Genomic DNA, 18,960 nt, shown 5'->3' with positions numbered 1-18,960 from the left:
TCTAGCTCCAGGGGCCCTTGCGGACCGTGCCGCCGGAGACGGGAACGGAGGTGGTCGCGGGGCGCTGCGGCGAGACATCCGTCGCGACCGGGCGCGGGGCCGGGCGTCGCCCCATCTTCACCGCCAGATCCATCAGGGCGCGGACGCGGTTGCCGGTGGCCGGGTGGGTCGAGAACAGGTTGTCGGCGCCCTTGCCCGCCAGCGGATTGATGATGAACAGCTGGCCCGAGGCCGGATTGCGCTCGGCCGTCGGATTGTGGATGCGATGGGCGTAGGCCTCGATCTTCTGCAGGGCCGAGGCCAGGGCGTCGGGATCGCCGGCGATCTCGGCGCCGACCCGGTCGGCCTCGTATTCGCGCGAGCGGCTGATGGCCATCTGCACCAGACCGGCGGCCATCGGAGCCAGAATCATCAGGGCCAAGGTCCCGATGATGCCGCCCGGGCGCTCGCGGTCGTCCCCGCCGCCGAAGAACAGCGCGAAATTGGCGAGGGCGGCGATCGCGCCGGCGATCGTGGCCGTGACCGTCATGGTCAGGGTGTCGCGGTTTTTCACATGCGCCAGTTCATGCGCCATCACGCCCCGGATCTCCTCGCGGGTCAGCATGTCCAGCAGGCCGGTGGTAGCGCAGACGGCGGCGTTCTGCGGATTGCGGCCGGTGGCGAAGGCGTTGGGCTGATCGTTGGGGATGATGGCGATCATCGGTCGCGGCATGCCCGCATCGCGCGCCATCTGCAGGGTGTCGGCGACATAGGTGCGCACCACCGCATTCGGATGGCTCTCGTCCACCGGCTGGGCGCGGTACATCTTCAGAACGATCTTGTCGGCGTTCCAGTAGCTGAACAGGTTCATGCCGCCGGCGAACACCAGCGCGATCAGCATGCCGGTCGCGCCGCCGATCAGGTAGCCGATCCCCATGAACAGGGCGGTCAGGGCGGCCAGCAGAACGAAGGTCTTGAGGTGGTTCATTGAAATCCAGCGCGGCAAGGTGGCGGTGACAAATCCGCGTCCCCAATTTGCGAATTGCAACGCATTGGCTCAAGGCGAGGATGCTGTGACCGATCATCCCACCCCACAACCCGAAGTCGCCCCGGGGGCGCCGTCCGACGCGGCCCCTGCGTTCAATGCGGACGTGCCGCACGCCACCCCCGACCGGCCGCTGAACGACATCGCCCGTCGCGCCCTCCTGGAGGCGGCGGATCGTCGCGCTGCGGCGGAGGCGGCCGAGATGGCGGTCGAGCACGGCGGGCCGCGCGGGCCGGAGCCGACCCGCTTCGGCGACTGGGAGAAAAAGGGCATCGCGGTCGATTTCTGAGATCGCAACGACGACGGGCCAACGGCGTTAACCCTGACGTTCAGGAGACCCGCCCATGATCCGTCTTGTCGCGCCCCTCGGGGGCCTGTTCCTTCTTGCGCTTGCCGGCGCCGCCTCCGCCCAGACCTACGCGCCGTCGTGGGGGCAGCCGCTCTATCTCGACAGCTGGGGACGCCCGGTCGGCGGGACGCCCCTCTCCGAGGTTGAGACCCGGTCCTACGTCGAAACAGGGCGCTCGGCCGACGGCTACAGTCCTCCGCCGCATGTCTACGTCCCCGGTCGGGGCGCGGGATACGGCCATGGGTACGGGCACGTTTACGGGCGGAGCTACGACTACGGTCGATATCGGGCCCCGGCCTACGGTTCCGCGACCCGGCCCTACCAGGGCTACCGTGACGAGTGGGGCTACAATGACGATCGCGCCCGGCCGGGGCGGCAGGGCTATGTCGACGCCCCCCGCTATCGGCATGACCGCGGGCCCGACGTCTATCTGTATGACCGCTGAAACCGGTCAGGGTTAATTTCCACCCTGTCAGGCGAAACGGGCCACGGCCGCTCCCCCGTTCGGTGCAAGGCGGGGCCAGGGCTGTGAAGCGCGCGCCATAACGGCTCCTGAAACGGAGTCCGTGAGATGCGTATCCTGACCGCCGCGGCCGGCGCCGCCCTGCTGATCCTCGCCGCCTCGCCCGCCGACGCCGGAGATCGTCGCGGTGGCGGGGGGCATCAGCCACCGCCCGCGCCCTGCTGTCAGGGAGGCGGCCATGGACCCCGTCCGCCCGTGCCGCCCCACGGCGGCGGAAACACCAACATCAATGTGAACGTCAACGCGTCGGCCCAGGCCCATGCGTCCGCCGGCGCGTCGGCGCGGGGCTATCTGAACGCCCGCGCGTATGACGTCGGGGGCTCCCGTGGCGGCTATGCGGGCGGAGGCGTCGTCTATGTGGGCGGCGGATACGGCGGGGACGCGGGCGCCTATTACGCGGGAGGCCCGGCGGTCTATGACGACCGGGTGTTGTCGCAACCGGCCTGCCCGTCGGCGCCCTTCGGCTATGTGGTCACCGGCATGGGACGAGACGACTATCGGCCGTCGCGGTGCGGCTATCGCCAGGATGACGCCGGCTACGACCGGGGCGGCCGCTACGGCTACAGCGAGCGTCGCGACCGCTACGAGGGCTATGCCGAAAGCCGGTATGAGGTGCGCGAGAGCTACAGCGCGTACAGCGCCCGGGAAGAGGGCTACATCCGCGAGGACGGCCATCGGTACGAGGGCCGTCGCGACTGCCGCTGCGATGATGACCGTCCGCCGGCGCCCTATCCGCCGGTCTATCTGCCCGAACCGCCGCGCTATGAACCGCCGCGGCATGTCGCGCCTCCGGCTCCGCGCGCCCGCCGTCCCGAACCGCCGCGTCGTCGCACGCCGCCGCGTCAGGAATACCGCCAGGAGCCCGGCGAGCGGGGCTGATCCCTAGAGCGCGACGCCGTCGATCGATTCGACGATCGCCGAGGCCGCCAGCAGCGGGTTTTCCGCCCCAATGATCGGACGGGCGACGACCAGATGGGTCGCGCCCGCCTCCAGCGCCGCGCGTGGGGTGGCCACGCGCTGCTGGTCCCCCTTGTCCGCGCCTTCGGGGCGGACGCCGGGGGTGACGATCAGGAAGTCCGGACGACCCGCTTCCCGCGCGATCTCTCGCACCCGGGCGGCTTCCAGCGGGCTGGAGACCACGCCGTCCACGCCGCACTCCAGCGCCTGCCGCACCCGTCGCTCGACCAGCTGGGCGGCGGTGTAGCCGTAGCCGATGTCGGTCAGGTCGGCGTCGGACAGGCTGGTCATCACCGTCACGGCCAGCAGTCTGGTCCCCGATCCGGCCGCGTCGCGGCCCCGGACCGCGCCGGCCATCACCTGCGGCTCGGCATGCACCGTCAGCAGGTCGCAGCCGCCTTCCGCCACCGCCCGGGCCGCGCCTTCGACCTGGGCGCCGATGTCGTGCAGCTTCCAGTCCTGGAAGACCATCTTGCCGGCCGCCTTCAGGTCGTGGGCGAAGGCAACCCCGCCGGGACGGGCCAGCAGGGTCAGGCCGATCTTGTAGGCGGTCACCGTCGCGCCCAGTCGCTCAACCATGGCGCGGGCCGCATCCAGCGAGGGCAAATCCAGTCCGACGATCAGGCGCGGGTCGGTGAGCACGGGCGTCATTCGTCGATCTCCTGTCCGCCGGGGGTGGACGCGCGCGCGCGCCTCGGCCCTTATGGCGGTCAACTGAATTGCGGGGCGAGGGCAGGTCATGGACGCGGTGGAACTGGGGGTCAACCTGTTCGTGATCCTGTTCGCCCTGCTGGATCCGATCGGAAACCTGCCCATCTTCGCCGCCGCCACCGCCGGGGCGTCCATGCGCCAGCGGATCGCGGTGTCGTGGTGGGTGTGCGTGTTCGCGGCCCTGTTCCTGGTGGCGATCTTCTTCACCGGCCTGGCCGTGCTGCAGTTCTTCGGCATCTCGATGGCCGCCTTCCGGATCGCCGGCGGCATCCTGCTGCTGTTGCTGGGCCTGGAGATGGCGCGGGGTGATTTCATCTCCAGCTTCGTCGACAAGGACGCGGCCAGCGACCTGGCGGATGTCCGGGGCTATGCCCGCCGGCGCTTCCAGCGTCTGGTGGTGCCGTTCGCCATTCCCCTGATGATCGGCCCGGGCGCGATCTCGGCCATCATCATCCAGGCGGGCGAAGCCGAGAAGATCGGTCCGGCCGGGACCATCGCCTCGATGGTCGCCATCGCCGCCGCCTGCATCGTCTCCTTCGTCAGCTTCGCCCTGACCGGACCGATCAGTCGGGTGCTGGGCGAGGTGGGGCTGGCGGTCGTGGTGCGGGTGCTGGGGCTGATCCTGTGCGCCCTGGCCATCCAGTTCATCCTGATGGGGCTGGCGGAAGCCCTGCCGGGTATGATTTCCTCAGGCGTCACCAGCCCCTATCCCAGCGGCGGCTGAGACGAACCCCGGGGGGCGGGATGGACGGATCGGCAGGCGGAAAATCGTTTCGGGCTCCGGAGTCCCAGCGACTGGACGCGTTCGTCGACGCCGCCTTCGCCTTCGCCGTCTCGCTGCTGATCATCGGCGGCGCCGAGCCCCTTCGCTCCTTTGACGATCTGGCTTTCGCCCTGGCCCGGATCCCGGCCTTCGCCTTCGGGTTCGGCCTTATCGTCCTGTTCTGGCTGGCGCACCGGACCTGGTCCAGCATCAGTCCGATCCGCAACGGCTGGACCACCGCCCTGAGCCTGGCGGTGGTGTTCGCGGTGCTGGTCTTCGTCTTCCCGCTACGCCTGCTGGCGGAGACCGCGACCCACTACATCTCGGCCGGGGCCCTTCCGGGGGGACGGCTGATGTCCAGCCTCTCCGACCTGCGCTGGACCTATGTGATCTACGGAATCGCCTTTGCCTGTCTGGCGGGGCTCAATACGGCCCTGTACGCCCAGGCCGCCCGCGCCCTGCGGGACGGGGACCCTGTCGCGCGTCGCAAGACCCGGCAGTGGACCACGACCTGGGCGATCGCCACGGGCACGGGGCTGCTGTCGGCCCTGATCGCCGCCACGCCCCTGCTCGGGTTTGCCCCCTGGCTGCCGGGCGTGGCTTACAACCTGATCCCGGCCGGGGTGGCTGTGGTGACCCTGAGGCGGCGCCGGACGGGCTGAGGTCAGAGGCCCAAGGCCGCGCGGATATCGCGCCAGTCCACGTATTTGAAGTTCTGCGTGCCGATGTCGTTCACGTCATCCTGAATGACGACCACGCCTTCCGGGAAGCGTCCGCTGATCCGACCGCCCAGGGCGTCCAGCCCGTCGGTGCCGGTGACGCCGTCCACGCCGTTTCCATCCGTGACGACAAAGCGGCCCTTGTACTCCGGCGCTGCACCATCAATGCGCCAGACCGGGAAGGTCGAGTCGCCCTGGCTGGAGCCGATCAGATAGCGGGCGTCGCCATCCTCCAGGATCGTCAGGCCTTCCGCATCCGCAACCAGCACCCCCGGAGCGACAGGCTGGACAAGAGTCCGCGCTGCGCCCGTCGAAGGGTCGAGGCTGTAGCGCCAGAGCCCGACGTTCTCCTCGGCGATATAGAGGGCGTCGGTCGCCTCGTCGGACGCGCAACCTTCCGAGATCGAGCCGATTTCGGCGCGACGCACCAGACGGGCCGAAGGCTGTCCCGCGCCGTCAACGGACAACACGAACTGACGCAGCTCGCCCTCGTGGCCGACCAGAATGGCGTGGGTCTCGCCGCCGCGGCGGGCGAAGCAGAAGCCGTAGGGCTCGACCACGTCGGTGGCGATGGTTCCCCACGGACGCACGCCGTTGTCGCCGGTTCCGGCGGGGTCGAAAACGTACAGGGCGATCCCGGTCTTGCCGGGTGTCCGGTCGCTGGCCCCGAGCACCACCATCGGCCGGTCGCCGATGACCAGACCCTCAACGACGTCGACGTTGTTCAGGAGGCCTTCGGGCAGGAACTGCAGGATTTGGCCCTCGAGGCCGTAGATGTAGAGGCCGGCCTTCTTGTCCGTGCCCGCGACCCACCCCTCGACCTGCCGGCCGTTGACGGTGACCTCCCGTGTTGAAGCCCAGACGGCGGGATCGTCGGCCGCATCCTCTCCGGCGGTGCCGACGGAAGGCGTCTCAAGCACGGCATGAACCGGCGCGCCCTGCCCGACAAAGCCCTCGCCCTCGCCCTGGTAGTCGACCTCGCGCGTGGCGCAGGCGGTCAGCAGGGCTGTCGCCGCGACGGTCAGCAGCAGGGTCCGGACGGTCATATTGCGCTCCAGGGTGGGACGGGCCGCGCGCGCCAGATCACGCGTTCCGGGGAACCGTCAAGCAAGGTTGGGTGACGGTGTCGCGTCAGTGATGCGACACTCCATCAGTGAGGTGACGGATCGTCACGCGCACGTCCCAAAATCGAAAAGCCAGCGTCGCTGTTTCGTCGCTTTGCCGTTGTCGCACGGCGCTATGCGCGGCTCCCAAGCCCAAGGCGAAACGTCGCCGGGGATGGGGATCATCGAAATGAAGCTGCACCTGCTCATGAGCGCGAGCGTCCTGACGTTCGCCGCCGCCAACCCGGCCCTGGCCGCGGACGACGTCGCCGCCGCCGTGGCCGCCGCGCCGACCGTCTATGGTCGCGTCATCAACGCAGAGGGCGCGCCCCTCGCCGGCGCCGAGATCATCGTGCGCGGATCGGGCGCCCGGGCCGTGTCGGACGCCAACGGCCAGTTCATCCTGACCGTGCCGGAAGGGCAGACGACCTTCGACGTGCGCTACATCGGCTTCCCGACCGTCGCCCAGACGGTCTCCGCCACGGGCGGCGAGGCGGTCAGCCTGTCCGTCACGCTCGGCGTCGTCGACGCCAGCAACCTGGAGGACGTCATCGTCACCGGCGTGATCACGGACGGCGTCGCCCGTTCGCTGAACCAGCAACGCAACGCCGACGGCACGATCAACGTCCTCTCGGCCGACGCCATCGGCCGCTACCCGGACCCGAACGTCGCCGAGTCGCTGCAACGCGTTGCCGGCATCGCGATCCAGCGCGACCAGGGCGAGGGCCGCTACATCAACGTGCGCGGCGCCCCGTCGGCCTTCACCGCGGTGTCGGTGGACGGCGTGACGGTTCCGGCCGTCGATCCGGGCACCCGCGCGGTCGACCTGGACACCCTGCCGAGCGACATCGTCTCGAACATCGAGGTCTCCAAGACCCTGCTGCCGAGCCAGGACGCCGATTCGATCGCCGGCGCCGTCAACATCCGCACCCGCTCGCCGTTCGACCGTCGTCGTCTGGTCCTGAACGGATACGCCGGCGGCAGCTACAACGACTACGGCGGCTCGGACACCCGCGCCGGCCTCACCGTCTCGAACGTGTTCGGGCCGAACGAAACCTTCGGCGCCCTGGTGTCGCTGAGCTACTCGGAAACCAACCGCCGCCCCGAGAACGTCGAGAACGCCTGGGTGATCGAGGAGCAGGGCGGCAGTGACGTCTTCGCGCTCGAGGAGACCCTGTTCAAACAGTATGAAACCCAACGGACCCGCCAGGCGCTGACCACCGCCCTGGAATGGCGCCCGTCGGACCAGACCCGCCTGTTCGTCCGGGGCTCCTACGCCGACTTCGAGGACGATGAGTACCGCAACACCCTGATCCTCGCCTATGCGGACGGCACGCTGCAGGCCGGCGCGACCGACACCACGGGGACCTGGACCGGCGCCCGCATCTACCGCAGCCTGCGGCACCGCACCCAGAACAACGAGATCATCACCCTGGTCGCCGGCGCCGAACACACGTTCGACAACGGCATGACCTGGGACGCCGACCTGTCGTGGGCGGACAGCGAGCAGACCTACCCGAACCGCAACGAGCTGGTGTACCGCTCGAGCTCGACCACGCTGAGCTACGACACCGCCAACCACTACGCCCCGAGCTATTTCTACGCCCCGGGCAATCCGATCTTCGGTGACACGGCGACCGGCTTCTTCGCCACCCCGTCGAACTTCTCGTTCCGCGAAAACACCTTCCGCTCGAACACCACCCAGCAGGAAGACGTCGCCTTCCGCACCAACCTGGAGATTCCGAGCCAGTTCGGCGGCGTCGCCGTCGACTGGAAGTTCGGCCTGAAGTTCAGCACCCGCGATGTGACCGCGGACGAAGAGCGCCAGCGGAACCGCGACGCCTCGGCCAATCCGGGAACCCTGGCCTCGCTGTGGGGCGACCAGCAGGGCCGGAACTTCGGCTACATCCTGGGCACCCAGTACGACAACGCCCTGGTCGACGCCTATCTGGCGGCCGCCCGCGCCGCTTCGCCGCGCCGCATGCCCGACTCGCTGACGGCCGACTACGAAGCCCGCGAGGACATCCTCGCCGGCTACGGCCAGGCCCGCTTCGACATCGGCGCGACCAACGTCATCGTCGGTCTGCGTGTCGAGCAGAGCGACTTCGACGGTTCGGCTCCGACCGTGATCGACAGCGCGATCTCGACGGCTTCGGTCAACCGGGACGACACCCAGTTCTTCCCGAACCTGACCGTTCGCCACAGCTTCTCGGACAATCTGATCGGCCGCTTCGCCCTGACGCGCTCGATCTCCCGCCCGGAGTTCAGCCAGATCGTCCCGCGCCGCATCGAGGAGACGGACGGCACGAACATCTCGTATGAAATCGGCAACCCGGACCTCGAGCCGACCCTGTCGAACAATGTCGACGTCGGCCTGGAATACTACTTCGCCTCGCTGGGCGTGGTCTCGGCCAACGCCTTCTACAAGGACCTGACCGACTACCGGTACATCCTCAAGTACGAGGACACGGTCACCATCGGCGGTTCGACCTTCGACGCCGACTTCGAGACCCCGATCAACGCGCCTGACGGCCACCTGATGGGCCTGGAGCTGAACTGGCAGCAGAAGTTCGGCTTCCTGCCGGGCTGGATGTCGGGCTTCGGCGTGTTCGCGAACTTCACGGTCACGGACGCCGAGATCAAGACGGCCCAGTCGTACGGCGGTCGCGACACCTTCGCCCTGCCGGGCCAGTCGGACACCAACTACAACGCCGCGCTCTTCTACGAGATGGACGGCTTCTCGGCCCGCCTGTCCTACACCAAGCGCAGCGACTATCTGGAAGAGATCAACGCCGACACGGCGGACCTCGATCTCTACGTCGAAGGTCGGGAGCAACTGGACTTCACCGCCAGCTACGACTTCGGCAACGGCGTGGAGCTGTTCGGCGAGGCCAAGAACCTGACCAACTCGGCCGGCGTCCGCTACTACGGCTCGCGCGAGCGGACCTACGAGTACGAGAAGTTCGGCTACAACGTTTTCGTGGGCGTGCGCTTCAAGCTCTGATAGCCGGCGGAACGGATGAACCGGAGGCCGGGCGGCGACGCCCGGCCTCTTTCATTTCCGGGGAAAGGTTAACCGCCAAGCTGGACCGTTCGAGCCGGGCCGGTTAGGTCGCCTTGGGGGCGAAAGGCGGCCGATGCGGTTCGCCGTTTGCAAGGTGTCTCCCGAACGGGCGCATGGGCGCCAGAACGGGACAGTCGGGTCGAATGTTTCTCGAAGGCCAGATCAGCTGGATGTGGGTGCTTGGCGCGGTTGCGGTCGCCGGATGGCTGATCGGACTGGTCGCCGTCTGGTTCGCGATCCGGAATCGCGGCCAGCATGTGGATGCCTCCGGGCAGTTGGATCTCGTCCAGCGGGTGGCCGAGGATTCCCAGAAGCGCCTCTTTGAAACGCTAAACGCCATCCCGGTCGCGCTGGTCGAGACGGACCGGCAGGGCAAGTTCGTCTTCGCCAACCGTGCCGCGCACCAGCTCCTCGGGCGTCGCGACGCCGAGCTGATCGGCTTGCGTTTCCACTCCGCCACCTGGGGCATCACCTTCCCTGACGGTCGGCCCGTGCCGCCGGACCTGCTGCCCAGCGCCCGCGCCCTGCGGGGCCAGACGGTGAAGGGATTCCATCATCTGATGGCCAATCCGGCGACCCGCAAGAAGATGCTGGTCTCGGTCACCGCCATGCCGATCGAGAACGAACTGGGCCAGATCACCGGCTCGACCGCGGCGATCGTCGAGACCGAGGGACTGCAGACGCCGGAGGCCCTGGAGCCGCAGACGGTGGTGCTGGAAAGCGATCTGACCCGCCGCGTCTTCGACGCCGCCTCCAGCGCCCTTGTCGTGGTCGCGGCCAATGGGGTGGTTCGCGAAGTGAACCGCACGGCCCTGCTGGTCCTGGGGCGGGACAGCGCTGAAGGGGATTTCGCCGATCTCTTCCTGGCGGAAGACGAGCGGGTCGAGGGGCGTCAGGCCCTGCGTTCGGCCCTGTCCGCGCCTGCGGGGGAGGCCGAGGCCTTCACGTCCCGAAACGGGGCGCCTGAGGGCATTCGCTGGTCCATGCTGCCGCTGACCGACGCCGACGGGCAGGTCGACGCCCTGCTTCTGGCCGGTGAACGCGCCGAACCGACGCTCGAGGAAATCGTCCTGGAGTCCGTGATCGAAGCTCCGGTCGAAGCTCTCGCCTTCGCGCCGACGCTCGAGCCGGTCGCCGAGGCCGAAGTCGAAACTGCCGAGCCGGCGATCTCGGATGAGGAGGTCGCGGCCCTGCGCGACGAGGCCGAGAGCGCCCGTCGTCAGGCCGAGGACGCCCTCGCCGCCGCCGCCGCCGCCCGCGAGGACGCCGAGGTCGCCCGGGCCCAGGCCCGCAAGGCGCTGGAGGACGCCGAGATCGAGCTGCAGGGCGGTCGCCGCATGGAAAGCGTCGGGCGACTGACCGGTGGCCTGGCTCATGACTTCAACGCCCTGCTGGGCGTCATGACCGGCGCGCTCGACATGATGCTGCGGCAGGCGGACGATCCCGCCCGCGTCCGCCGTCTCGGTCAGGCCGCCCTGGCCGCCGGCCAGCGGGGCGAGTTGCTGACCCGGCGTCTGACCGCATTCTCGCAGGGCGACGATGCGCCGGTCTTCCAGACGCTGGACGCCGGGGTGCTGTTGCGCGGCCTGGAGACCCGTCTGCGCGCCCTGGCCGGCCCGGAGGTCGACCTGATGATCGAGGGGCCGTCCTCCGAGGCTCCGGCCCGGATCGACCCCGTCGCCTTTGAGGGCGCTGTGCGCGCCCTCACGCAGAATGCGGTTGAGGCCGTGGGCGCGAAGGGCTCGGTCGCTGTCCGGCTGGAGGCCCTGATGGAGGGCGGCCTGCGGTTGAGCGTCCGGGACACCGGGCCGGGGATGGATCGCGATCTGGCCGCCCGCGCGGTCGAGCCCTTCTTCACCACCCGCGAGGGGGCGGCCGGACTGGGCCTGTCGCAGGCCTATGCCTTCGCCCGGCAATCCGGCGGCGTCCTGTCCATCGACGATGTTCCGGGCGGCGGGGCGGAGGTGTCCATCACCCTTCCGCAGCCTCTCGCAGAGCCGGAACGCCAGAGCGCCTGACAGGCCGGCCGCGTCGGGACGACTATCGACGTTCGATGTCCCGGGTGTAGGGTGGTTAACGCCGCTTCCGGAGATCGGTCATGAAGGTTCTGCGCTTTCTCGTCGCCCTCGCCATCCTCGCCTATGTCGGCTGGCTGGCCTGGCCCCTGCTGTCGCCGCTGATCGACGGAGGGGCGCCGGATCCGGGCGCCATGCGGATGGAGGTCGAGAGCGTCGCGGGGGGGGATCTGTTCGGCTTCATCCCGGCCTGGGTCCTGTGGGCCGGGGCGGTCGGGCTGTACCTGGTCGCGGCCCTGATGCTCGGTGCGGGCAATCCGCGGGCCTCGATCGCCTATTTCGTCGGTTTTATCGCCGATGCGGTCCTGCGTCTGGCGATGGATCGTAATGCGGGCCCCGATGCGGCGGCGCGTTCATCCGCTCCGACCACCATGGCCGCCGACGCCGGAGGGCTGCCGGTGGAGCCGCTGTGGCTGATCCTCGGCGGCCTCTTCCTGCTCGGCGTTCTCGTGATCGTCGTGGCGAGACGCCAGCGCAAGCACCGGATCCCGGGACAGCTGTCCTTCTGATCCGCATGGATCGTCACCATATGGCTGTGGACGGTTGACCCTCGCGGTCTTGCCGCTAGGTTCCGCGCGCCTCCCCCGCGCCAGAAAAACAACAGAGAGACCCCATGGCTGAAGCCGCTTCCCCCAGCACCGCATATGACGTCGTCATCATCGGGGGCGGGCCGGGCGGCTATAACGCCGCGATCCGCGCCGGCCAGCTGGGTCTGAAGGTCGCCTGTGTCGAAATGCGGGACACCCTTGGCGGCACCTGCCTGAACGTCGGCTGCATGCCTTCCAAGGCCCTGCTCCACGCCTCGGAGCTGTTCGAGGTCGCCGGCAAGGAGTTCGCCACCCTCGGGATCGAGGTCGGCGAGGCCAGGGTGAACCTGCCCCAGATGATGAAGCAGAAGGCCGACAGCGTCGGTCAACTGACCAAGGGCATCGAGTTCCTGTTCAAGAAGAACAAGGCGGACTGGATCAAGGGCAAGGGCCGGATCACCGGCCCGGGCGCCGTGGAAGTCACCGCCGCCGACGGAACCGTCACCCAGCTGACCGCCAGGGACATCGTCATCGCCACGGGTTCGGAGCCCACCCCGCTGCCGGGCGTGGAGTTCGTCGAAGGCAAGGTGATCGACTCGACCGGCGCCCTGTCGCTGCCGGCGATCCCGAAACACCTGATCGTGGTCGGTGCGGGCGTCATCGGTCTTGAGCTGGGCTCGGTCTGGCGCCGTCTGGGCGCCCAGGTCACGGTGGTGGAGTTCCTCGACAAGGTCGGCGCCGGCATGGACGCCGAGGTCGCGACCGCCTTCCAGCGCGGCCTGACCAAACAGGGCATGACCTTCAGGATGGGCACCAAGGTCACCGCCGCGAAGACCGGCAAGGACGGCGTCGAACTGACGCTGGAGCCGGCCGCCGGCGGCGCCGCCGAGACCCTGAAGGGCGACGTCGTGCTGGTGGCCATCGGCCGCCGTCCGTACACGGCGGGCCTCGGTCTGGAGACCGTCGGGATCGAAACCGACAAGCGCGGCTTCCTCGCCAACGACCATCTGAAGACGGGCAAGGACGGCATCTGGGTGATCGGCGACGTCACCACCGGGCCGATGCTGGCGCACAAGGCCGAGGAAGAGGCTGTCGCCGTGATCGAATATATCGCGGGCAAGGCGGGTCACGTCGACTATGACCTGGTCCCCAGCGTCATCTACACCGGCCCGGAAGTGGCCTGGGTCGGCAAGACCGAGGAGCAGCTCAAGGCCGCGGGCGTCGACTTCAGGAAGGGCAAATTCCCCTTCACCGCCAACAGCCGCGCCAAGATCAATCACGAGACCGAGGGCTTCGTGAAGGTTCTGGCCGACACGAAGACCGACAAGGTCCTGGGCGTCCACATCTATGGTCCGCAGGCCGGTGAACTGATCGGCGAGGCCTGTATCGCCATGGCCTTCGGCGCGTCGTCGGAAGACATCGCCCGCACCTGCCATGCCCACCCGACCCGGTCGGAGGCCGTCAAACAGGCGGCCATGGGGGTTGATGGCTGGACGATGCAGGCCTGATCAGGGGCCCAACTCGTCTTCGAGGGTCCGTGTGGTCTGACGGCGCAGACCCTCGAAGGCGATGGTGCTTGCAGGGAAGTCCAGCGTCACCCGCCGGAACCGGCCGAGCAGGTCCGCGCCCACGAGAAGCGCGGGCTGGTCGGCGAGGTCCAGCGTCCGGAAACAATGCAGGTCTGCGAAGAGCAGCGGGGTCGATCCCAGCCGCGACCGGCCCAGCAGGATGTCGCCGACACGCGCGATATCCGCCGGCAAACTCTGGCCGGTGACGCCGTAGAGAAGGACCCGGCGCCCCGGCCCGCCCGGACGCCGCGCGGCGATGGCCCGCCGCAACGCCTCATTGCCGATCGAATATTGCGCGCCGCTGTCGATGAAGGCCGCGGTCTCCACGCCGTCGACCTGCGTCCGCGTCAGAAGCAGTTGGCCGAACCGCCCCCGAACCGACCGCACGCCGCCGCGCTGCAGCCGTGTTCCGGTATTCATCTCCGCGCCGCCCATGAGGACGCGGGCGCTGCGATCGCTCAAGGTCGCGGAACGCGTCTCGATGTTGAAGCCCAGCCGGTAGCGCCCGAGGACGTCCAGCCCCAGCAAGCCGTCGGCGCCCAGTTGATCCGCCGGCAGCACCGGGCAACGCAGGTCGCGGAAGCCGAGGCCGCTGAGGAGCATGCGGTTCACCTGAACGCTGTCGGTCCGGGTGGCGGTCGTGATGCCGTGAACGAGGACGGGCTCCATCACGGGCAGGCCAAGCCGTCGGGCCAGAGTGTCGGCGATCGAGGTCCGCCCGGCGCCCGTATCGATGATGAAGTTGAACGGGCCCTGGTTGTTGATGGCGATGGATGCGGCCACCCGGGTGAAGAGGTTGGCCAGCAGGGAAATGGCGGGTGGGTCGTCAGTCGTCCTGGCCGGGGCCTCGCCCGGCCTGCTCAAGGCGACAGCGGCCAGTCCGGTGAGAAGCAGGCGGCGATCCGGACCCGGCGAGCGACATAAGGGCAAGGCGTGTCCCCCATCTTTTCGGAACACTCTACGCCGATCTCCGGCTCTGACGAGTCGGTGTTCGCTCAGGCTCTCGGATGCGCCGCCGCATAGGCGTCGAGCAGATGGGCGGCATCGACGGCGGTGTATTTCTGGGTCGTCGACAGGCTGGCGTGGCCGAGCAACTGCTGGATCGAGCGCAGATCGGCGCCCGCGCCCAGCAGATGGGTGGCGAAGCTGTGGCGCAGGGCGTGAGGCGTGGCGCTGGCCGGGAGGCCGAGCCGGCCTCGCAGACGCTGCATGGCCGCCTGGACCTGCCGCGGTCCCAGCGGCCCGCCGCGCCTGGCGCGGAACAGGGCGTCGTCCGACCCCGGCGGATGGGGCAGCAGGGCGAGGTAGGCGTCCACCGCCTCGCGCACGATCGGCAGGACCGGCGCCATCCGCGTCTTGCCCCCCTTGCCGGTGATCCGCAGGACCTCGGGCAGGGGAGCGTCCGCCCGTGTCAGGGACAAGCCCTCGGAAATCCGCAGGCCGCAACCGTACAGCAGGGTCAGGACGGCCCGGTCCCGCGCGGCCTCCCACGGCTCCACATCCGGATCGGCTTCCGTCTCTTCAAGCAGGCCCCGCGCCTGATCCTCGCTGACCGGGCGGGGCAGGGTGGGCTTCACCTTCGGTCCGCGCACGAGGGCCAGTTGCGGTGCGGGCGTGTCCAGCCGTCGGTCGAGAAAGCTGTGAAAGGCCCGGATGGCCGAAAGGGTCTGGCTGATCGAGCGGGCGTTCAGGGGATGATCACCCGAGCGGCGCTCGGCCAGATGGGCGCGGACCTCTGCCGCCGTGATCCGGCCCAGGTCCGCCAGTCGCTGCGTCTCGCCACGATGGCGCTCGAGAAAGGCCAGGTAGAGCCTGCCGATATGGCCATAGGCTTCCAGCGTCCGGGGCGACAGCCGCCGCTCATGCGCCAGATGCTCGAGCCAGGCGGCGTGGGCCTCGTCCGCCGTCAGTTCAGGATGGGCCATCGCTCGGCCGTGCGCTCGACCACCCGGGCGATGAAGGCCACCAGCTCGCAGCCCATGGTGGGGGTGAAGCCATCCTCATCCGGTGAGCCGAAGGCGCAGATGGCGTGGCGCCCAGGGGTGTCGTCGCCGGGGAAGTGCGGAGCCATGCGGATCAGGGCGACAGACCTCACCTCGTCATCGGCGGCGCCGAACAGGTTGAGGCCGTCAAAATTCGGTCCGAGCCAGGTCAGGCCGTGCTCGCCCAGCAGGCCGTCGACGCGGCCGGCGTCCAGGGCCTTCCAGCCGAACGGCACGCCGCCCGGTTTCTCCAGGGCGATGGCGGCTCCGCTCAGGCCGAACCGCCCCTGGGCCACGGCGTCGAGGCGGCGCGCGAGATCCGAAGGGTTACGGGACTCCATCAGGTCCAGCGCCGCGACATGGGTCTGCGTCTGCGCGGCGAAATTGGCGCGGGCGATGGCCTCGATCCGCTTGCGGGCGTCGGCCTCACGCTCGACGGCCTCTTCCAGCCGGGTCAGGGCCGCCTTGCCGAATTCCACGACATTGCGCCCGGTCGTTTTCAGGCCGAGCTCTTCCAGCAGGGCCCGGTCGTCCGTCAACAGCTCGGGATGCGCCTGAAGCCAGACGCGGACGTCCGGCCAGTGAAGCTCGTCTTGCTTCGAAAAGAGGTCAGGCGAAACGCTCACGAACCTCTCCCCGAGGCGTCAAACTACAGAATGGACTGACCGGTCTTGCCCCAGTCCGCCAGGAAGGCATCAAGCCCCTTGTCGGTTAACGGGTGTTTGACCAGCGCCTTGAAAGTGTCGGCCGGCAGGGTGGCGGCGTCGGCGCCGGCGAGGGCGGCGGCCGAGACGTGACCCGGATTGCGCAGGCTGGCGGCCAGGACCTCGGTTTCGAAGCCATGGATGTCGTACAGGGTGCGGATCTCTTCCAGCAGGCCGATCCCATCCGCGCCGTGGTCTTCCAGACGGCCGACGAACGGGGAGATGAAGGTCGCGCCAGCCTTGGCGGCCAGCATGGCCTGGGCGGCCGAGAAGCACAGGGTGACGTTGGTCCTGATCCCCTTGTCCGAGAAATTGCGCGCGGCGCGCAGGCCGTCCCAGGTCAGGGGCAGCTTCACCACCACGTTCGGGGCGATGGCGGCGAGCTTGTCGCCTTCCTTGACCATGGTCTCATAGTCGGTCGCGACGGCCTCGGCGGAAATCGGGCCCTCGACCAGGGCGCAGATTTCAGCGATGACCTCGGCGATGTTGCGCCCGGACTTAGCGATCAGCGTGGGATTGGTGGTCACGCCGTCGACCATGCCGGTCGGCAGCAGGTCCTTGATGACGGCGACGTCGGCGGTGTCGAGGAAGAGTTTCATGGGCGGGCTCTTTAGCGGCGTCGTGCGAAATTTGCGAGACTTGATCCTTCAATGAAGGTGGCTTCCGTCCTCATTCCCCTGCCTGTGCCCGAGGCCTTCGACTACGAGGTCCCCGAAGGTCTTGAGGTGGCGCGTGGCGATCAGGTCGCCGTGCCGCTGGGGCCGCGGCTGATCCGGGGTATCGTCTCCGAGGCCCGGGAGACGACCGGTTCGAACCGCCGCCTGAAGGCGGTGGATCACGTGCTGGACGATCCCCGTCTGCCGGAACGCACCGTCGATTTTGTCGAATGGGCCGCTCGCTGGACGCTGAGCGCGCCGGGCGAGATGGCCTCGGCCGCCCTCAAGGGCCTGCGCGCGCCGCGTCCCCGACCGGAACGCCGCGTTCGTCGGGTCGACGACCGTCGGCCCGTCCGCCCGACCGCCGCCCGCGCGGCGGTGCTGGAGGCGCTGGGCGGCAAGTCCATGCCGGGCCCCGATCTGGCCCGGGCCGCCGGGGTGTCGTCCGGGGTGGTGAAGGGACTGCTGGACGAGGGGGTGCTGGAGAGCGTCGAGATCGAGGCCGTCGCCGCCTTCGATCCGCCGGACCCGGACTTCGCTCCCGCCGACCTCAATCCCGACCAGGCCGCGGCCGCCGAGGCCGTCGCCGGGGCAGTCGGCTCAGGCGGCTTCGTTCCGATGCTGCTGGACGGTGTGACCGGTTCGGGCAAGACCGAGGCCTATCTGGAGGCCGCCGCCCGCGCACTGAGGGCGGATCCGACAGCGCAGGTCCTGATCCTGTTGCCGGAAATCGCCCTGACCCAGGCCCTGATCGAGCGGATCACCGCCCGCTTCGGCGCCGCCCCCGCCGAATGGCACTCCGGCGTCGCCCCGCCTCGTCGTCGTCAGGTGTGGGAGGCGGTGCAGGCCGGTCGCTGCAACATCGTCGTCGGCGCCCGCTCGGCCCTGTTCCTGCCCTACGTCAACCTGCGCCTGATCGTGGTCGACGAGGAGCACGACGGCTCGTTCAAGCAGGAGGAGGGGCTGGTCTATCACGGCCGCGACCTCGCCGTGGCCCGCGCCCGCATCGAGAAGGCGACCGTGGTGCTGGCCTCGGCCACGCCCTCGCTGGAGACCCTGTGGAACGCCCATCAGGGCCGGTATCGCTGGCTGAAGCTGGGCGCCCGCCACGGGGCGGCGGTGCTGCCCGACGTGCAACTGCTGGACCTGCGCGCCGCACCGCCCGACCCCCAGACCTGGCTGTCCCTGCCGCTGCGGGAGGCCATCGGAGAGACGCTGGCGAAGGGCGAGCAAACCCTGCTGTTCCTGAACCGGCGGGGCTATGCGCCGGTCGTCCTGTGTCGGGCCTGCGGCCATCGTCTGACGGCGCCGGACACGGACAGCTGGCTGGTCGAGCATCGCTATACCGGCCGGCTGGTCTGCCACTTGACCGGTTTCTCCATGGCCAAGCCCAAGGCCTGTCCATCGTGCGGGGCTGAGGACAGCCTGGTCGCGGTCGGCCCCGGCGTGGAGCGGGTGGAGGAGGAGGTGCGCCAGCTCTTCCCCCAGGCCCGGACGGCCGTCTTCAGCTCGGACACCGTTCCGGACGGCAAGTCCGCCCGCGCGCTGATCCAGTCGATGGCCGACGGCGAGATCGATATCCTTGTCGCGACCCAGGCGGCGGCCAAGGGGCACAACTTCCCCCGGCTGACGCTGGTCGGGGTGGTGGACGCCGACCTCGGGCTGCGGGGGGGCGACCTGCGGGCCGCCGAGCGGACCTTCCAACTGCTGATGCAGGCGACAGGGCGCGCCGGACGGGCCGACAGGCCGGGGCGGGCCCTGCTGCAGACCTGGACGCCCGAGCATCCCGTGCTGACGGCGCTGGCGGCCGGCGACCGCGACGCCTTCGTCGACGCCGAGATGGCCGAGCGGGAGGCGGCCGCCCTGCCGCCCTACGGGCGACTGGCGGCCCTCATCCTGTCCAGCGAGAACCCGCAGGCGGTCGAGAAGGTCGCTCGCGACCTCGCGGAAGCCATCCCCAACGCGGAGCGGCTGGAGGTCTACGGCCCGGCCGACGCCCCCCTTGCGCTGGTGCGCGGCCGCCGCCGCAAACGTCTGCTGGTCCGGGCGGATCGGGATGTGGACCTGCAGGGCTTCCTGCGGGTCTGGCTCAGTCGGGTGAAGGTGCCGGGTTCGGTTCGGCTGAACGTGGACGTGGACCCGTATTCTTTCTTGTAGAGCGCTAACGCCCGCGACGCGGTCGCCCGCTGCTTGAGCGCCTTTGTGGATTGGCGGCGCGCGAAGCGCCGGGCCGCG

Annotated in this window: 17 protein-coding genes; 10 read left to right on the top strand and 7 right to left on the bottom strand. The window is 69.3% G+C overall.

Going from position 1 to position 18,960, the window contains the following annotated elements:
• Position 1: 1 nt before the first annotated feature.
• On the bottom strand, positions 2-967 hold the full coding sequence (htpX, locus tag ACLQ7T_RS04665) for a zinc metalloprotease HtpX (protein WP_420478366.1): 966 nt from the start codon (positions 965-967) through the stop codon (positions 2-4).
• A gap of 85 nt (positions 968-1,052) precedes the next feature.
• Between htpX and ACLQ7T_RS04660 the strand changes: the two genes are divergently transcribed.
• The 3 genes from ACLQ7T_RS04660 (at position 1,053) to ACLQ7T_RS04650 (ending at position 2,775) form a co-directional block, all read left to right on the top strand.
• A complete protein-coding gene (locus ACLQ7T_RS04660) occupies positions 1,053-1,313 on the top strand; it encodes a DUF1674 domain-containing protein (protein ID WP_420478365.1) in 261 nt (86 codons plus the stop codon).
• 55 nt (positions 1,314-1,368) lie between these two features.
• Positions 1,369-1,818, top strand: coding sequence for a hypothetical protein (locus ACLQ7T_RS04655; RefSeq protein WP_420478364.1), 450 nt, complete (start codon positions 1,369-1,371; stop codon positions 1,816-1,818).
• A gap of 126 nt (positions 1,819-1,944) precedes the next feature.
• Positions 1,945-2,775 (top strand): hypothetical protein, encoded by an 831-nt coding sequence (locus ACLQ7T_RS04650; protein ID WP_420478363.1) that lies wholly within the window; start codon positions 1,945-1,947, stop codon positions 2,773-2,775.
• 3 nt (positions 2,776-2,778) lie between these two features.
• Here ACLQ7T_RS04650 and pyrF read toward each other — a convergent pair whose 3' ends face one another.
• Positions 2,779-3,495: an orotidine-5'-phosphate decarboxylase gene (pyrF, locus tag ACLQ7T_RS04645; protein WP_420478446.1), complete on the bottom strand. Its 717-nt coding sequence runs from the start codon at positions 3,493-3,495 to the stop codon at positions 2,779-2,781.
• A gap of 97 nt (positions 3,496-3,592) precedes the next feature.
• Between pyrF and ACLQ7T_RS04640 the strand changes: the two genes are divergently transcribed.
• Both ACLQ7T_RS04640 and ACLQ7T_RS04635 read left to right on the top strand, forming a co-directional pair.
• The gene (locus ACLQ7T_RS04640) at positions 3,593-4,288 is read left to right on the top strand and encodes a MarC family protein (RefSeq protein ID WP_420470254.1); all 696 of its coding nucleotides are present in this window, start codon (positions 3,593-3,595) and stop codon (positions 4,286-4,288) included.
• Between the two features lie 20 nt (positions 4,289-4,308).
• Positions 4,309-4,989 (top strand): TMEM175 family protein, encoded by a 681-nt coding sequence (locus ACLQ7T_RS04635; protein ID WP_420478362.1) that lies wholly within the window; start codon positions 4,309-4,311, stop codon positions 4,987-4,989.
• Positions 4,990-4,991: 2 nt separating this feature from the next.
• On the opposite strand, the gene ACLQ7T_RS04630 is transcribed toward ACLQ7T_RS04635, so the two are convergent.
• Entirely contained in the window at positions 4,992-6,092 is a 1,101-nt protein-coding gene (locus ACLQ7T_RS04630; protein WP_420478361.1) for a phytase, read from the bottom strand.
• A 247-nt stretch (positions 6,093-6,339) separates the two neighbouring features.
• On the opposite strand from ACLQ7T_RS04630, the gene ACLQ7T_RS04625 reads away from it, so the two are divergent.
• The 4 genes from ACLQ7T_RS04625 (at position 6,340) to lpdA (ending at position 13,323) form a co-directional block, all read left to right on the top strand.
• Complete coding sequence (locus ACLQ7T_RS04625) at positions 6,340-9,153, top strand: TonB-dependent receptor (RefSeq protein ID WP_420478360.1); 2,814 nt, start codon at positions 6,340-6,342, stop codon at positions 9,151-9,153.
• Between the two features lie 203 nt (positions 9,154-9,356).
• Positions 9,357-11,231, top strand: a complete 1,875-nt coding sequence (locus ACLQ7T_RS04620) for a PAS domain-containing sensor histidine kinase (protein WP_420478359.1) — start codon at positions 9,357-9,359, stop codon at positions 11,229-11,231.
• 80 nt (positions 11,232-11,311) lie between these two features.
• Positions 11,312-11,797, top strand: coding sequence for a hypothetical protein (locus ACLQ7T_RS04615; RefSeq protein WP_420478358.1), 486 nt, complete (start codon positions 11,312-11,314; stop codon positions 11,795-11,797).
• A 104-nt stretch (positions 11,798-11,901) separates the two neighbouring features.
• On the top strand, positions 11,902-13,323 hold the full coding sequence (gene lpdA, locus ACLQ7T_RS04610; RefSeq protein WP_420478357.1) for a dihydrolipoyl dehydrogenase: 1,422 nt from the start codon (positions 11,902-11,904) through the stop codon (positions 13,321-13,323).
• On the opposite strand, the gene ACLQ7T_RS04605 is transcribed toward lpdA, so the two are convergent.
• The 4 genes from ACLQ7T_RS04605 to fsa all read right to left on the bottom strand — a co-directional run bounded on the left by ACLQ7T_RS04605 (position 13,324) and on the right by fsa (position 16,668).
• On the bottom strand, positions 13,324-14,247 hold the full coding sequence (locus ACLQ7T_RS04605; RefSeq protein ID WP_420478356.1) for a retropepsin-like aspartic protease: 924 nt from the start codon (positions 14,245-14,247) through the stop codon (positions 13,324-13,326).
• Positions 14,248-14,378: 131 nt separating this feature from the next.
• Positions 14,379-15,308, bottom strand: a complete 930-nt coding sequence (locus tag ACLQ7T_RS04600; RefSeq protein ID WP_420478355.1) for a tyrosine recombinase XerC — start codon at positions 15,306-15,308, stop codon at positions 14,379-14,381.
• Positions 15,290-15,991, bottom strand: a complete 702-nt coding sequence (locus ACLQ7T_RS04595) for a DUF484 family protein (protein ID WP_420478354.1) — start codon at positions 15,989-15,991, stop codon at positions 15,290-15,292. The genes ACLQ7T_RS04600 and ACLQ7T_RS04595 overlap by 19 nt, the downstream gene beginning before the upstream one ends.
• A 23-nt stretch (positions 15,992-16,014) precedes the next feature.
• A complete protein-coding gene (gene fsa, locus ACLQ7T_RS04590) occupies positions 16,015-16,668 on the bottom strand; it encodes a fructose-6-phosphate aldolase (protein WP_420478353.1) in 654 nt (217 codons plus the stop codon).
• 51 nt (positions 16,669-16,719) lie between these two features.
• Here fsa and ACLQ7T_RS04585 point away from each other — a divergent pair, with 51 nt between their 5' ends.
• The gene (locus tag ACLQ7T_RS04585) at positions 16,720-18,882 is read left to right on the top strand and encodes a primosomal protein N' (RefSeq protein ID WP_420478352.1); all 2,163 of its coding nucleotides are present in this window, start codon (positions 16,720-16,722) and stop codon (positions 18,880-18,882) included.
• Positions 18,883-18,960: the final 78 nt, after the last annotated feature.

The sequence above is a fragment of the Brevundimonas sediminis genome (assembly GCF_048799765.1).
GTDB lineage: Bacteria > Pseudomonadota > Alphaproteobacteria > Caulobacterales > Caulobacteraceae > Brevundimonas.
This window is presented reverse-complemented; position numbering and strand designations above follow the sequence as displayed.